This window comes from Ralstonia sp. RRA, from assembly GCF_037023145.1.
Taxonomy (GTDB): domain Bacteria; phylum Pseudomonadota; class Gammaproteobacteria; order Burkholderiales; family Burkholderiaceae; genus Ralstonia.
Map to the genome: position 1 here is coordinate 2,136,425 of NZ_CP146091.1, position 12,810 is coordinate 2,149,234.

A 12,810-nucleotide genomic window follows, 5' to 3' on the forward strand; every position below is an offset into this window, starting at 1 on the left:
CGATGGCCTTAGTGGGCCAGGAAGAGCCGGTGAACATTAGGAGAGCAGCCCGGCATCCTTCAGGGATGCACGCACCACTTCGTGATACTGGGGTGCCAGCGGCGTCAACGGCAGGCGGATACCGCCTTCCATCATGCCCATGGCTTGCAGGGCCCACTTGACGGGAATCGGATTCGATTCAACGAACAAGTTCTTATGCACCGACAGCAGCTGCATGTGGATGCGGCGGGCCGTCTCCACATCGCCGCGCATGGCGGCAGCGCACAACTCGTGCATGGCGCGCGGCGCCACGTTGGCGGTAACGGAGATGTTGCCATGACCGCCCAGCAGCATCAGCGCGATGGCAGTCGGATCATCCCCGCTGTAGATCTTGAACGAAGCCGGTGCGCCCTTGATGAGTTGCGCAGCACGGTCGATGTTGCCGGTCGCTTCCTTCACGCCGATGATGCCCGGCACTTCGGCCAGACGCAGCATGGTCTCGACCGTCATATCGGCCACGGTACGGCCCGGCACGTTGTACAGGATGACCGGCAGGTCGACCGATTCGGCGACCTTGCGGAAGTGCAGATACATGCCTTCCTGCGTCGGCTTGTTGTAGTACGGCACGACCTGCAGCGAAGCATCGGCGCCCACCTGCTTGGCGTAGGCCGTCAGTTCAATGGCCTCCACGGTGGAATTGCCGCCGGTGCCAGCGATGATTGGGACGCGCTTGTTGGCCTGCTCGACCGCCACGCGGATCAGCTCACGGTGCTCTTCCACCGACACCGTCGGGGATTCACCGCTGGTGCCGACGATGACGATGCCGTCGGTCCCTTCGGCGATGTGCCAATCGATGAGCTTGCGCAGGGACGGGTAATCAAGGCTGCCGTCCTCGTGCATGGGCGTGACGATGGCGACGAGACTGCCGGAAATCTGGGTCATGGTTTCGAAAGCAAACAAAAGCGTCAACGTTAACAGTCGGATTGTACCGGATCGTCAAAGCGAATTCGCCACATCGGATGCCCGCCAAGAGACGGGTAAGCCGCAGTCGTCAGCAACTTCAAAGTACGTACCGGGGCACCACGTCATCCGAGCGCTCGCGCACCGCGCAAACCCGCTGCACGTAAGCGTCTCGAGGCGACGAGATGAAGCCGTCTTCGTAGCCGATTACACGCAATTGCCCTTGCACTGCGCTGAGCAGCTCACCTGGCAACAGCAAGAATGCCGGGTTGGACGGTTTCCCGACAGTTTCGTTTCCGATGGCAAAAGTTTCGTAGATCAGGCGCCCACCCGGCGCAACCGCCGCCAACAGCTGCGGCCACAGCGGCCGATGCAGGTAATTGGTGACAACCACCGCGTCGAATACGGCATCTGCGGGCAACGGCCAAGGGCCACCCTCGATGTCTGCGACGACGGTTTCCGCGATGCCAGCGAGCCCAGTAAGTGCTGCGGCATCCCGATCAACGCCGGTCACACGCAGGCCACGTGCCGCGAGCCAGCGTGCATGCCGACCGCTGCCACAGGCCACATCCAGCACGGATGCGCCGGCCGGCAATTCGGCCGCCCAGTGCGCCACCCAAGCGGATGGCGCGGCGAGCATATGCGGATCGAGCACGGCAGTGGCCATCAGCGGCGTTAGCTGTAAGCCAGGCCCATCGCCTCGCGCACCTCGCGCATGGTCTCTTGCGTGACCTTGCGGGCATTGTCGCAACCGTCGGCGATGATGGCGCGTAGCAAGGACGGATCGTCCATGTACTTCTGGGCGCGTTCGAGCATTGGCTGCTGCTCGCGCAGGATGCCTTCGATCACGGGCTGCTTGCACTCCAGGCAACCGATGCCGGCGCTGCGGCAGCCCTTCTGCACCCACGCCTTCGTGTCTGCGTCGGAGTAAACCTGGTGCAGTTGCCAGACCGGGCACTTGTCCGGATCGCCCGGGTCAGTGCGGCGCACGCGGGCCGGGTCGGTCGGCATGGTGCGAACCTTTTTCTCGACGGTTTCCTTGTCCTCACGCATGCGGATCGTGTTGCCGTACGACTTGGACATCTTCTGGCCGTCGAGGCCCGGCATGCGGGATGCCTCGGTCAACAGCACCTGCGGTTCGGGCAGGATGATCTTGCGGGCGCCTTCCAGGTAACCGAACAGGCGCTCGCGGTCACCCATCGAAAGGCTCTGCGATTCGGCCAGCAGCGCGCGGGCCTGCTCCAGGGCTTCGTCTTCGCCGCGCTCCTGATAGGCGGTGCGCAGTTCCAAATACAGCTTGGCGCGCTTGCCGCCCAGCTTCTTGGCGGCTTCCAGCGCCTTCTCTTCGAAACCGGGTTCGCGGCCGTACAGGTAGTTGAAGCGGCGCGCGACTTCACGCGTCATCTCAACGTGCGGCACCTGGTCTTCGCCTACGGGCACGAAGCCGGCACGGTAGATCAGGATGTCGGCGGCCTGCAGCAGCGGGTAGCCGAGGAAGCCGTAGGTGGAGAGGTCCTTCTCCTTGAGCTTCTCGATCTGGTCCTTGTAGGTCGGCACGCGTTCGAGCCAGCCCAGCGGCGTGCCCATCGACAGCAGCAGGAACAGCTCGGCGTGCTCCGGCACGCGGCTCTGGATGAAGAGCGTGGCTTGCGACGGGTCAACGCCTGCAGCCAGCCAGTCGATCAGCATTTCCCACACGGACTCCTCGATCACCTCGGGCGATTCGTAGTGCGTGGTCAGCGCATGCCAGTCGGCGACGAAAAAGTAGCACGGGTATTCGGCTTGCAGCCGGACCCAGTTTTTCAGAACGCCGTGGTAGTGCCCCAGGTGCAGAGCACCGGTCGGACGCATGCCGGAAAGTACGCGGTCAGGAAACATGTGGGAAATGGAATTGGGAACTCAGGAAAACAACATCTGCAGCGGACTCAGAATCCACTGCAGCAGTTGAAACAGCAGCGCCATGATCGGGCGCATCCAGACATTGGTGATGACGTTGGAAATGATCAGTGCCATCACGATAAAGAAACCGAACGGCTCAATGCGTGACAGGCCCAGCGCCATCCGAGGCGGCAGCAGCGCCGCCAGCACGCGCCCGCCGTCGAGCGGCGGCAGCGGAAACATGTTGAACGCCGCCATCACCATATTGACCAGAATGCCCGCGCGCGCCATGCCGATCAGGAATGGCTCGTTCACGCCGCCCACGGCAAACAGCACTGCCAGTACACCCCAGACGATCGCCTGGACAAAGTTGCAGGCCGGTCCGGCCAGCGCCACCCACATACCATGCCAGCGCGGATCGCGCAGGCGGCCGAAGCGCACCGGCACCGGCTTGGCATAGCCGAACACGAACGCACCCTTGGTGGCGAAATACAGCAGCAGCGGCATCGCAATTGTGCCGATCGGATCAATGTGCCGCAGCGGATTGATACTGATGCGGCCCATGACATAGGCCGTGTCGTCGCCAAAATGCTTGGCGACATAGCCGTGCGCCGCCTCATGCAGCGTGATGGCAAACAGGACGGGGATCGCGTAAACCGCGATGTTCTGGATCAGTGTGGGGTCCATAGGCGGGCTATTGTAGCAAGCACGCGCGGCGGCACGCCGGCCGCACATACCGCATCGGCACTTGCCTACAGGCCGACGCGGGCCGGATCGCCACGCCCGAGGCGCACCAGTTCCGCCTTACCGCTGGTCAGGTCGATAACGGTGGTGGGTTCGGCCGGGGCCGGGCCGCCGTCGATGACGAGTTCCAGCTGCTTTTCCAGCCGCTCGCGGATGGTCTCGGCTTCGTTCAGCGGCGCGTCGTCGCCGGGCAGTTGCAGCGTGGAGGTGAGCAGCGGCTCGCCCAGCTCGGCCATCAGCGCCAGGGGGATCGCGTGCTCCGGCACGCGCAGGCCGATGGTCTTGCGCGACGGGTGAGAGAGCCTGCGCGGCACCTCCTTGGTCGCTTCGAGCAGAAACACGAACGGACCCGGCGTGGCCGCTTTCACCACGCGGTACTGCTTGTTGTCGACGCGTGCAAATATGGCCAGCTCAGAAAGATCCCGGCACATCAGCGCGAGGTGCTGCTTCTCGTCGATGCCGCGCACGCGGCGCAGGCGTTCGACGGCCGACTTGTCGTCCAGATGACAGGCCAGTGCGTAACAGGAATCGGTGGGCAGTGCGACCAGGCCGCCGGCGCGGATGATTTCCGCTGCTTGGCGAATCAGGCGCCCTTGCGGCGTGGTCGGGTGAATCTGGAAGAACTGGGACATGCGGGGCGCGGGTAGGTTGGATAGACGGTGGAGTTAAGACATCCACCGGCTCCACACCGGCGTCAGGTTGTCGGGTAATGGCGGCAACTCGCCCAGTTCGATGCGGCCTTCGCCGGGGCCATGGAAATCCGAGCCGCGCGAGGCCAGCAGGCCGTAGCGGCGCGCCACGTCGGCGTAGAGCGCGTATTGATCGGGCGTGTGGCTGCCGGTGATGACTTCGACGCCCTCGCCGCCCAGGTCCTTGAATTCGTCGAACAGCGCGCTGTGCTCAACCAGCGAGAGCGTGTAGCGGCCCGGATGCGCCATCACCGCGACGCCGCCGGCGCCCTTGATCCACCCGATCGCCTCAGTCAGGCGTGACCAGCGGTGCGGCACGTAGCCCGGTTTGCCTTCGCCCAGGTAGCGACTGAACACCTCCTGAATGTCGCGGCAATGGCCGTGCTCGACCAGGAAGCGGGCGAAGTGGGTGCGCGAGATCATGTCCGGGTTGCCGGCGTAGCCCAGCGCGCCCTCATAGGCGCCTTCGATGCCCAGCTTGGCGAGCGCTTCGCTCATGTCTTCCGCACGGGCGCAGCGGCCCGAACGCGTGCGCGCCAGCCCCTGCACCAGTTCAGCGTTGTCCGGGTCGATGCCCAAACCAACGATGTGCAGTGTGCGCCCTGCCCAGGTGACGGAAATCTCCACACCCGACAGATACGCCATGCCAAGCGACGTGGCCGCCTCGCGTGCGGCTGCCTGCCCCGCCACTTCATCGTGGTCGGTCAGCGCCCACAGCGTCACGCCATGCGCAGCGGCGCGCGCAGCCACGTCTTGTGGCGCCAGCAGGCCATCCGACACGGTGGAATGACAGTGCAGATCAGCGTTGCGGGCGGAGGCGGTGGAAATGTTTGGCATTCCGTCATTTTACTGCTGCGACGCGGAATCGGGGGCCGCCCGCACCACCCAGCGCCGATCGGAAAAAACCGGGAAGACCCGACTGCCCGTGGCGGTGTTGACGGAGCAGCGCCCGCCGCACGCTATAGTGCCCGCATTGTTTCGCTCTCTTCGCTTTGCCATGACCAGCCCAGCCATCCTCCCCGCCACTTCCGCTCAGCCGATCGAACAGCGCGTCGACGTGCTCGTGGTGGGCGCCGGGCCGGTTGGCCTGTTCGCGGCGTTCCAGGCAGGTGTGCTGGGGCTGTCGTGCGTGCTGGTGGATGCGCTGGACCGCCCAGGCGGCCAGTGCACCGAGCTGTATCCGGAAAAACCGATCTACGACATCCCTGCGCTGGTGTCGTGCACCGCGCAGGAACTCGTCGACCGTCTGCTGGCCCAGTGCGCGCCGTTCGGCTATCCCATCCTGTGTGGCCGGCGCGCTGAAACCGTGGAGACCATCGAAGGCGAGCACGGCCAGCGATTCCGCGTCACCACCAGTGCCGGCGACGTGTTCGACTGTGCAGCCGTGCTCATCACGGCTGGCAATGGCGCCTTTGCCCCACAACGCGTGTCCCTGCCCGAAGCCGCCGCACTCGAAGGCCGCCACGTGCACTACGCCGTGCGCGACACCGCGCGCTTCGCCGGCAAGCGGGTCGTGATTGCCGGCGGCGGGGATTCCGCGCTCGACTGGGCGCTGGCACTGCGCAAGACCGCTGCGCGCGTCACGCTCGTGCACCGGCGTGAGGGCTTCCGCGCCGCTGATGCCTCCGTTGCCGAGATGCGCGCCGCCGTTGCCGCTGGCGAAATGGACTTCGTGCTCGGCATGCTCTCGCGGCTGGACAGCACGGCAGATGGCACGCTCACCGGCGTCGCGGTCCGCGGGCGAGAGGGCGAAGTCACCCTGCCCTGCGATGAAGTGATCGCGCTGTATGGACTGGTTTCCGAACCTGGTCCGATCGCCAACTGGGGCGTGGAAATGCGCGCCGGCCGCATTGCAGTGGAACCCACCGCGTATGAAACCTCACGCCCCGGCATCTTTGCCGCGGGCGATATCGCGCTGTATCCGAACAAGCAGAAGCTGATCCTCTCGGGCTTCCACGAGGTGGCGATGGCGCTGCGCCGCGCGTACCGCTATGCGAATCCCGACAAGGCGCTGGTGCACACGCATTCGAGCAATGACGCAGGGCTGCAGACCAAGCTGCATGTGACGGCGGGTTGAATGACCGCGCCCCTGCGAGCAGCGCACGTCGTTGTCATTGGCGGCTACGGCTTTTTCGGGCGGCGGCTGGTCGAGCGCCTGTCCGTCCACGCGTCGCTGACGGTGACGATTGCGGGGCGGTCATTGGCGCAGGCACAGGCCCTGGCCGATGCGTTGCAGCCAAAGGCGCGCGCCGCACTGCGCGCTGCGGCCGTTGACATCCATGCGTCCGACTTCGATCAACATCTACTGGCCCTGTCGCCCGACCTGTTGATCCACACGGGTGGGCCGTTTCAAGGACAGGACTACCACGTGGCGCGCTCGTGCATCGCTGCCGGCGTGCACTACATCGACCTGGCCGACGGCCGTACCTTCGTACAGGACATCACGACGCTGAACGGCGCCGCCACACAGGCTGGCGTACTCGTTGTCAGCGGCGCCAGCTCGGTACCGGCGCTGTCCGGCGCGGCGGTTGATCACTTGACGCGCGACATGGCGTCGGTGCGCTCCATCGACATCGGCATCAGCCCGGGCAATCGCACCGAGCGTGGACTGTCGACCATCCAGGCAATCCTGACGTATTGCGGCAAGCCGCTGCCGTCTACGGGCGAGCCGGTCTTCGGCTGGAGCAGCACGTGGCGCCATATCTATCCTGCGCCGGTGGGCGAGCGGCTGATGTCGCCGTGCGATGTGCCGGACCTGGCGCTGTTTCCGCAGCGGTATGCGGGCACACCGCAGGTTCGCTTTGGTGCCGGGCTGGAGCTGCGTTTCCTCCATCGCGGCATGAACGTGATGGCCGCACTCGTGCGGGCCGGCATCGTCAAAGATTGGTCGCGACACACACGCTTGCTGAAAGCCGCGTCCGACTGGTTCCTGCACTGGGGCTCAGACGTGGGCGGCATGCATCTGCGTGTCGAAGGTCTGGATGCCGAAGGCACCTTGCGCTCGCGCCTGTGGCACTTGCTCGCCATTCGCGGCGATGGCCCTTACGTGCCAACGCTCGCCGCCGCGGCGCTGGTCCGCCGGTTCCTAGAAGGCGCGCTGCCACAGCGCGGAGCGATGCCGTGCGTCGGGCTGCTGACGCTCGACGACTTTGCTCGCGAAACCGACGGCCTGGCGATCACGATGCAAGAGGCGCAGGCATGACGACCTCGCTCTACGAAACGGTGCTCGGCGCGCAGTACGCGCAACTGGCACCCGCCGTGCAGACATTTCACCGAATGGCCGGGCTGGTGGCGTTGCGCGGTGAGGTCGAAACCGAACCGCCCGCGACCCGCGTGGCACGCTGGCTCGCCTGGTGCATTCGCACACCACGTACGCCGACGCGCGGCCCGATCCGCTTCACACTCGACGCCACCGCCACCGAGGAAACCTGGACGCGCCATTTCCCGCGCCAGACAATGCGCTCGACGCTGTCGCTGCATCAGGGGCGCATCATGGAGCGGCTCGGCGCAGTCCGCCTGTTCTTTGCGCTGGAAGCGGAGCACGGCATGCTGCGGATGCGCCTGGAAGGGTTGCGCTTCCTCGGCATCCCCTGCCCTGCATGGCTGCGGCCCGCCGTCGTGGCCGAAGAAACCGGCGACGGTGATCGCTTCCACTTCAACGTACGCGCCAGCGTGCCGTTGCTCGGCGTGGTTGCTGCGTACCGTGGCTATCTCGATCTGACGACGACGGAGCCCGCATGATCGTCGTCTATGACGCGCACTGCCTGCTGTGCAGCGGCTTCACGCAATTCCTGCTGAAACACGATCGACAGGGCGTGCTGCGCTTTGCATCGATGCAAGGCACAACCGGGCGGCAACTGCTCGCGCAGGCAGGCGTCGATCCGGACGATGTTGATACGGTGCTCTTCGTACGCAACGGCCATGCGTGGTGCGAAAGTGCCGCCGTGCTGCGGATCCTGCATGTGCTCGGCTGGCCGTGGCGGCTGGCGTGGGTCGGCTGGTTGGTCCCGGTGCCGCTGCGCGACGCACTCTACCGCTGCGTCGCGCGCAACCGTTACCAGTGGTTCGGACGTTCGGATGCTTGCATCCTGCCGCCACCCGGCACAGCACAGCGCTTTCTCGACTGAGGCCGGCGCCGGTCAGGCGTGCCGGCAGAACTCCTCGATCAACATGGCCACCTGTTCCGGCTGATCGTGATGCAGCATGTGACCCGCATCGGCAATCAAGACCTCGCGGAAATCGGGAAACGCCGCAAAGCGCTTCTTGAACTCAGGCAACGGCATCTCGCCCGCAATTGCCTTGAGCGTGGGTGAGTCGACGGCCTCCACGTGCAGCACAGGCGCGGTCACGCGGCGCCAGACTTCCATCACCTCGTCCAGGCGATAGAGCTGCGGGTTGATGATCTTGTGTGCAGGATCGCCCAGGATTTCCCAGCGGCCGTCGGCGCCTTGATGCGACCAGTGCTGCGCGAGAAATGCGGCCTTGTCGGCCGGCAGGCGCGGGTTGGTCTTCTGCAGGCGCGCGGCAACGTCCTCGACGGTGGCGTAGGTGTTCAGGCGCGGCTTGTCCTTGAGTTCATCCAGCCAGCGCGCATAGCGGCGCGGTGCCTGCGAAGCCTTGGAGGCCGTCATGCCGAAGCCCTCCAGATCGACCACGCGGCGCACGCGCTCGGGCCGGATGCCCGCGTACAGGCACACTACGTTGGCGCCCAGGCTGTGGCCGACCAGCGTCACCTGCCCCTCCGGCTGGTAGTGATCGACGATGGCTTCCAGATCGGCCAGGTAGTCGGCAAACCAGTAGCACTCGACGCCGGGACCATCCGTGGGCCGGGCGGACTCGCCGTAGCCACGCCAATCCGGCGCCACGATGTGCCAGCGCTCGCGCAGCGCATCCACCAGAAACTGGAACGACGCTGAGACATCCATCCAGCCGTGGAACAGGAACAGGATGGGCGCGCCCGGCTCACCCCATTCGCGCACGTGATAGCGCAGGCCGCGTACATCCAGGTAAGTCGAGCGGGAGGCTTGGCGTGTGGCCGGCGGCGTGGTCGAGGTCATGGTTTCCGTCATCGAATCAGCAAATAATCGAACGATCGTTCTTTTTCCGATGATTATAGCGATGACTGCCCGACCGCGTGCCGCTTAGAACGAGGCTTCCAGCGCGGCGATCTCATCATCGTCGAAACCGGCCTGGCGGCGCGCATCGAGGTTGAACGGCCCGCGCAGGCGGGGTGCGCCGTACTGCTCGGCCAGCTTGCGATACGTCGGCAGCGGATCGAGCCCCGCGCGCTCGCACAGGTAGCGATACCAGCGGTTGCCCACGGCCACGTGGCCGATCTCGTCGCGCAGAATGATGTCGAGGATGCCGGCGGCCGCCATGTCACCCGCCTGCGCCAGCTTGGCGCGGATGGGCGGCGATGCATCGAGCCCGCGCGCCTCCAGCGTACGCGGCACCAGCGCCATGCGCGCGAGCGGGTCGGCGGCGGTCTTTTCGGTCATCTGCCACAGGCCGTCGTGGGCGGGGTGATCGCCATACCGACAATCGAGCGTGGCCAGATGCGCCGACAGCAGCGAGAAATGTGTCGCCTCCTCGGCTGCGACGCGCATCCAGTCCTGGTAAAAAGCGACCGGCATGCCGGCAAAGCGCCACACGGCGTCGAGCGCGAGGTTGATGGCGTTGAATTCGATGTGCGCCAGCGCATGCAGCAACGCAGCGCGTCCACGCGGCGTATCGATCGCACGGCGGCGCGGCACATTGGCGGGCGGCACAAGAACCGGCGCATCAGGCCGGCCAGGGATACCCGTGGCTGGCGCAGCAATCACCTCGTCGGCGCCCCAGGTGGCGGCATCGGCATGTTGCGCGCGCTCGCCAAGGCGCAAGGTGGCGTCCACTTTGCTGGCGGGATCGGTGAGGCACAACGCGGCCAGGGCGGCGTGGCGCAGGCTGTCTGCAGGCGACTGGGCGGGGGACTGAGAAAGGTTCATCAGCGTACAATTCGGGCTTTCCGCCATTTTAATTCGACGTGTCGGGCCCGCCTCGCCGGCAGGCTTGAAGACGCGCGCAATTTCCCCATCTAGACAGATTCTGGAGACCGATCGCATGGCCCTCTACCAACTCGGCGACGTTGCCCCGACCATCGACGAAAACGCCTACGTGGCCCCCGAAGCGACCGTGATCGGCCGCGTGGAGCTCAAGGCACGCGCAAGCGTCTGGCCCGGCGCCGTCATCCGTGGTGATAACGAGCCGATTACCGTGGGCGAGGCCAGCAACGTGCAGGAAGGCTCGGTGCTGCATACCGACCCGGGCTGCCCGCTGAACATCGGCGACCGCGTGACGATCGGCCACCAGGCCATGCTGCACGGCTGCACCATCGGCGAGGGCTCGCTGATCGGCATCCAGGCGGTGGTGCTCAATCGCGCGGTGATCGGCAAGAACTGCCTGGTGGGCGCGGGTGCGATCGTCACCGAAGGCAAGGTCTTCGAAGACGGCACGCTGATCCTGGGCGCGCCCGCCAAGGCCGTGCGCAAACTGACGGAAGACGACATCGCCAAGATGCACCTGAACACTGAAACGTATGCGGTGCGCCAGGCGATGTACAAGCAGCAACTGAAACGGATCGATGGATGACTGACGAGCTGAAGAAATTCGTATTTGACGCCGCGCCGGTGCGCGGTGAACTGGTGCGCCTGGAAGGCACCTGGCAAGAAATCCTGCGCCGCCGCCGCTACCCTGCCCCGGTCAGCACACTGCTGGGCGAGATGATGGCTGCCGCCGCGCTGCTGTCGGCCAACCTGAAGTTCAACGGTGCACTGGTCATGCAACTGCACGGCGATGGCCCGGTGCGCATGCTGGTGGTGGAGTGCAACTCCGACCTGTCGATGCGCGCGACCGCCAAGATTGCCGAAGGCGCCGAGATTGCCGAGGACGCCACGCTGGCCTCGATGGTCAACGTGCACGGCCGCGGCCGCTTCGCCATCACGCTCGATCCGCACGACAAGCTGCCCGGCCAGCAGCCCTATCAGGGCATCGTGCCGCTGTCGGACGAAACCGGACCGCTTTCCAGCATGACCGAGGTGCTTGAGCAGTACATGCAGGCCTCCGAGCAGCTCGACACGCGCCTCTGGCTGGCTGCCGACAACAAGGTCGCCTCGGGCATGCTGCTGCAGCGCCTGCCCTCGTACGGCGGCACCATGGAAGGCCGACCAGACCGCGAACCCGCACAGGTAGGTGAGACCGGGCAGCCGCTGCACAAGGATGTGCAGGAGCAGGATCTCGACACGTGGGAACGCGTCTGCCAGCTCGGCAAGACGCTGCGCCGCGAAGAACTGCTCGAAGAGTCGATCGACACGCTCATCAAACGCCTGTACTGGGAAGAGATGGAAGCTGCCGGCATCCGCATGTTCGAGCCGCTGGCGCCGCACTTCCGCTGCTCGTGCTCGCGCCTGCGCGTGGGCGCCATGCTGCGCACGCTCGGCCAACCCGAGATCGACGGCATCTTGGAAGAGCGCGGCAAAGTGGAGATCGACTGCGAGTTCTGCGGCCAGCACTACAGCTTCGACGCTGTCGATTGTGCGCAACTCTTCGCGCAGGAGACCGTTGCACAGGCTGTTCAAGGTGCGTCCGGCCAACGCCATTGAGGACGGCGACATAGTATGAAGAAGCGTGGCGCGCGGCACTTATCGGTGTCGCCCGCGCTCTAAGTCGCCAGTTCCCTCATCTGCCGCCTGCTGCGGAGCGCATCATGTCCAAGCCCATCACCCAGTCGTTGAACCTGCCTCGCGCTGGCGCGCTCGTGCTGCCCGTGGTGGCAGCGCTGCTGGCATCGGCATGCGTTGCCGTTCCACGCGGCCCGGGTGGCACGCCCTACACCGCGCGCCTGCCAGCGGACGCACAAACGCCTGCGCCTGCGGCGCTGTCGGCGGAAGACCGCAAGAGACTGGATGACTTGAATGCCAAGGCGCTGCGCGAATCCGACCAGGCGGTCAAGCGCGATGCCGAGGCGCGCGCCTACGCGACAACGCCCTACTACGCCCCTTATCCGTATCCGTACTACGGCGGCTATTCGGTCTATTACGGCAGTGGATGGCGCCACCGTGGAGGCTGGGGTGTCAGTTACGGCGCGCCCGTCTGGGGCTATCCGTACTACTGGTAAATCAGGAAGTGATACCTGAAGAAGCGGGCGTGGCCAGAATGGCGCGTTCGCCAAGCGAGCTCAATGGTGGGTTTTCTGCCCTGCCGGAGGCGGCGGGGGCGGAGGTGTGTCGCTGGTCTTCGGCGCCGGCGCCACGAACTGCACGAAAACCTCGTCGTCCTTGACCATCCCTAGTTCATAGCGCGCGCGCTCTTCGATGGCGCCCGTGCCTTCCTTCAGGTCCCTCACTTCGCCTTCGAGCTTGACGTTGCGCTGTTTGAGCTCGGTATTGCGCTGATTCTGTGCAGTCACCTGCTTCTGCATATCCCACACGCGCAGCCAACCGCCCTTACCCAACCAGAGCGGGTATTGGATGGCAAGCAACAACAGCAGCAGGAACAGCGTAATCAGGCGCATACAGACAGGCGT

16 protein-coding genes are annotated in these 12,810 nt (G+C 65.4%); 7 read left to right on the forward strand and 9 right to left on the reverse strand.

Features of this window, described 5'->3' with window-relative positions:
* Positions 1–36 precede the first annotated feature (36 nt).
* From dapA to V6657_RS10470, 6 genes are all read right to left on the reverse strand, one after another.
* Positions 37–921, reverse strand: a complete 885-nt coding sequence (gene dapA, locus V6657_RS10445; protein WP_048934323.1) for a 4-hydroxy-tetrahydrodipicolinate synthase — start codon at positions 919–921, stop codon at positions 37–39.
* Positions 922–1,039: 118 nt separating this feature from the next.
* Complete coding sequence (locus V6657_RS10450; protein ID WP_048934225.1) at positions 1,040–1,606, reverse strand: class I SAM-dependent methyltransferase; 567 nt, start codon at positions 1,604–1,606, stop codon at positions 1,040–1,042.
* 8 nt (positions 1,607–1,614) lie between these two features.
* Entirely contained in the window at positions 1,615–2,817 is a 1,203-nt protein-coding gene (locus V6657_RS10455) for a tryptophan--tRNA ligase (RefSeq protein ID WP_048934224.1), read from the reverse strand.
* Between the two features lie 21 nt (positions 2,818–2,838).
* Complete coding sequence (locus V6657_RS10460; RefSeq protein ID WP_048934223.1) at positions 2,839–3,504, reverse strand: site-2 protease family protein; 666 nt, start codon at positions 3,502–3,504, stop codon at positions 2,839–2,841.
* A 65-nt stretch (positions 3,505–3,569) separates the two neighbouring features.
* Positions 3,570–4,193 (reverse strand): L-threonylcarbamoyladenylate synthase, encoded by a 624-nt coding sequence (locus V6657_RS10465; RefSeq protein ID WP_048934222.1) that lies wholly within the window; start codon positions 4,191–4,193, stop codon positions 3,570–3,572.
* Between the two features lie 33 nt (positions 4,194–4,226).
* Positions 4,227–5,087, reverse strand: a complete 861-nt coding sequence (locus V6657_RS10470; RefSeq protein ID WP_048934221.1) for a 3',5'-nucleoside bisphosphate phosphatase — start codon at positions 5,085–5,087, stop codon at positions 4,227–4,229.
* A 160-nt stretch (positions 5,088–5,247) separates the two neighbouring features.
* Between V6657_RS10470 and V6657_RS10475 the strand changes: the two genes are divergently transcribed.
* The 4 genes from V6657_RS10475 to V6657_RS10490 are packed head-to-tail and all read left to right on the forward strand — an operon-like array spanning position 5,248 to position 8,377.
* The gene (locus V6657_RS10475; protein WP_048934322.1) at positions 5,248–6,327 is read left to right on the forward strand and encodes an NAD(P)/FAD-dependent oxidoreductase; all 1,080 of its coding nucleotides are present in this window, start codon (positions 5,248–5,250) and stop codon (positions 6,325–6,327) included.
* A complete protein-coding gene (locus V6657_RS10480) occupies positions 6,328–7,452 on the forward strand; it encodes a saccharopine dehydrogenase NADP-binding domain-containing protein (protein ID WP_048934220.1) in 1,125 nt (374 codons plus the stop codon). It begins immediately after the preceding gene.
* Entirely contained in the window at positions 7,449–7,991 is a 543-nt protein-coding gene (locus V6657_RS10485) for a DUF4166 domain-containing protein (RefSeq protein ID WP_048934219.1), read from the forward strand. Before V6657_RS10480 ends, V6657_RS10485 begins: the two co-directional genes overlap by 4 nt.
* Positions 7,988–8,377, forward strand: coding sequence for a thiol-disulfide oxidoreductase DCC family protein (locus V6657_RS10490; RefSeq protein WP_048934218.1), 390 nt, complete (start codon positions 7,988–7,990; stop codon positions 8,375–8,377). Before V6657_RS10485 ends, V6657_RS10490 begins: the two co-directional genes overlap by 4 nt.
* A 12-nt stretch (positions 8,378–8,389) precedes the next feature.
* On the opposite strand, the gene V6657_RS10495 is transcribed toward V6657_RS10490, so the two are convergent.
* Positions 8,390–9,307, reverse strand: coding sequence for an alpha/beta hydrolase (locus V6657_RS10495; protein ID WP_048934321.1), 918 nt, complete (start codon positions 9,305–9,307; stop codon positions 8,390–8,392).
* Positions 9,308–9,391: 84 nt separating this feature from the next.
* Positions 9,392–10,261 carry a ferritin-like domain-containing protein gene (locus V6657_RS10500; protein WP_048934217.1) on the reverse strand — a complete coding sequence of 290 codons (870 nt, stop codon included), beginning with the start codon at positions 10,259–10,261 and terminating at the stop codon, positions 9,392–9,394.
* A gap of 88 nt (positions 10,262–10,349) precedes the next feature.
* Between V6657_RS10500 and V6657_RS10505 the strand changes: the two genes are divergently transcribed.
* The 3 genes from V6657_RS10505 to V6657_RS10515 all read left to right on the forward strand — a co-directional run bounded on the left by V6657_RS10505 (position 10,350) and on the right by V6657_RS10515 (position 12,402).
* Complete coding sequence (locus V6657_RS10505; RefSeq protein ID WP_021194083.1) at positions 10,350–10,877, forward strand: gamma carbonic anhydrase family protein; 528 nt, start codon at positions 10,350–10,352, stop codon at positions 10,875–10,877.
* Positions 10,874–11,887, forward strand: a complete 1,014-nt coding sequence (locus tag V6657_RS10510) for an Hsp33 family molecular chaperone HslO (RefSeq protein ID WP_048934216.1) — start codon at positions 10,874–10,876, stop codon at positions 11,885–11,887. The genes V6657_RS10505 and V6657_RS10510 overlap by 4 nt, the downstream gene beginning before the upstream one ends.
* 104 nt (positions 11,888–11,991) lie before the next feature.
* On the forward strand, positions 11,992–12,402 hold the full coding sequence (locus V6657_RS10515; protein WP_048934215.1) for a hypothetical protein: 411 nt from the start codon (positions 11,992–11,994) through the stop codon (positions 12,400–12,402).
* A 60-nt stretch (positions 12,403–12,462) separates the two neighbouring features.
* Here the strand turns inward: V6657_RS10515 and ftsB are convergent, their stop codons facing one another.
* Complete coding sequence (ftsB, locus tag V6657_RS10520) at positions 12,463–12,798, reverse strand: cell division protein FtsB (RefSeq protein ID WP_048934214.1); 336 nt, start codon at positions 12,796–12,798, stop codon at positions 12,463–12,465.
* Between the last annotated feature and the right edge of the window lie 12 nt (positions 12,799–12,810).

Bases quoted from the DNA above. Each gene is read 5' to 3' on its own strand.
- dapA (WP_048934323.1), bottom strand. From the start codon at position 921: ATGACCCAGATTTCCGGCAGTCTCGTCGCCATCGTCACGCCCATGCAC.
- V6657_RS10450 (WP_048934225.1), bottom strand. From the start codon at position 1,606: ATGGCCACTGCCGTGCTCGATCCGCATATGCTCGCCGCGCCATCCGCT.
- V6657_RS10455 (WP_048934224.1), bottom strand. From the start codon at position 2,817: ATGTTTCCTGACCGCGTACTTTCCGGCATGCGTCCGACCGGTGCTCTG.
- V6657_RS10460 (WP_048934223.1), bottom strand. From the start codon at position 3,504: ATGGACCCCACACTGATCCAGAACATCGCGGTTTACGCGATCCCCGTC.
- V6657_RS10465 (WP_048934222.1), bottom strand. From the start codon at position 4,193: ATGTCCCAGTTCTTCCAGATTCACCCGACCACGCCGCAAGGGCGCCTG.
- V6657_RS10470 (WP_048934221.1), bottom strand. From the start codon at position 5,087: ATGCCAAACATTTCCACCGCCTCCGCCCGCAACGCTGATCTGCACTGT.
- V6657_RS10475 (WP_048934322.1), top strand. From the start codon at position 5,248: ATGACCAGCCCAGCCATCCTCCCCGCCACTTCCGCTCAGCCGATCGAA.
- V6657_RS10480 (WP_048934220.1), top strand. From the start codon at position 6,328: ATGACCGCGCCCCTGCGAGCAGCGCACGTCGTTGTCATTGGCGGCTAC.
- V6657_RS10485 (WP_048934219.1), top strand. From the start codon at position 7,449: ATGACGACCTCGCTCTACGAAACGGTGCTCGGCGCGCAGTACGCGCAA.
- V6657_RS10490 (WP_048934218.1), top strand. From the start codon at position 7,988: ATGATCGTCGTCTATGACGCGCACTGCCTGCTGTGCAGCGGCTTCACG.
- V6657_RS10495 (WP_048934321.1), bottom strand. From the start codon at position 9,307: ATGACCTCGACCACGCCGCCGGCCACACGCCAAGCCTCCCGCTCGACT.
- V6657_RS10500 (WP_048934217.1), bottom strand. From the start codon at position 10,261: ATGGCGGAAAGCCCGAATTGTACGCTGATGAACCTTTCTCAGTCCCCC.
- V6657_RS10505 (WP_021194083.1), top strand. From the start codon at position 10,350: ATGGCCCTCTACCAACTCGGCGACGTTGCCCCGACCATCGACGAAAAC.
- V6657_RS10510 (WP_048934216.1), top strand. From the start codon at position 10,874: ATGACTGACGAGCTGAAGAAATTCGTATTTGACGCCGCGCCGGTGCGC.
- V6657_RS10515 (WP_048934215.1), top strand. From the start codon at position 11,992: ATGTCCAAGCCCATCACCCAGTCGTTGAACCTGCCTCGCGCTGGCGCG.
- ftsB (WP_048934214.1), bottom strand. From the start codon at position 12,798: ATGCGCCTGATTACGCTGTTCCTGCTGCTGTTGTTGCTTGCCATCCAA.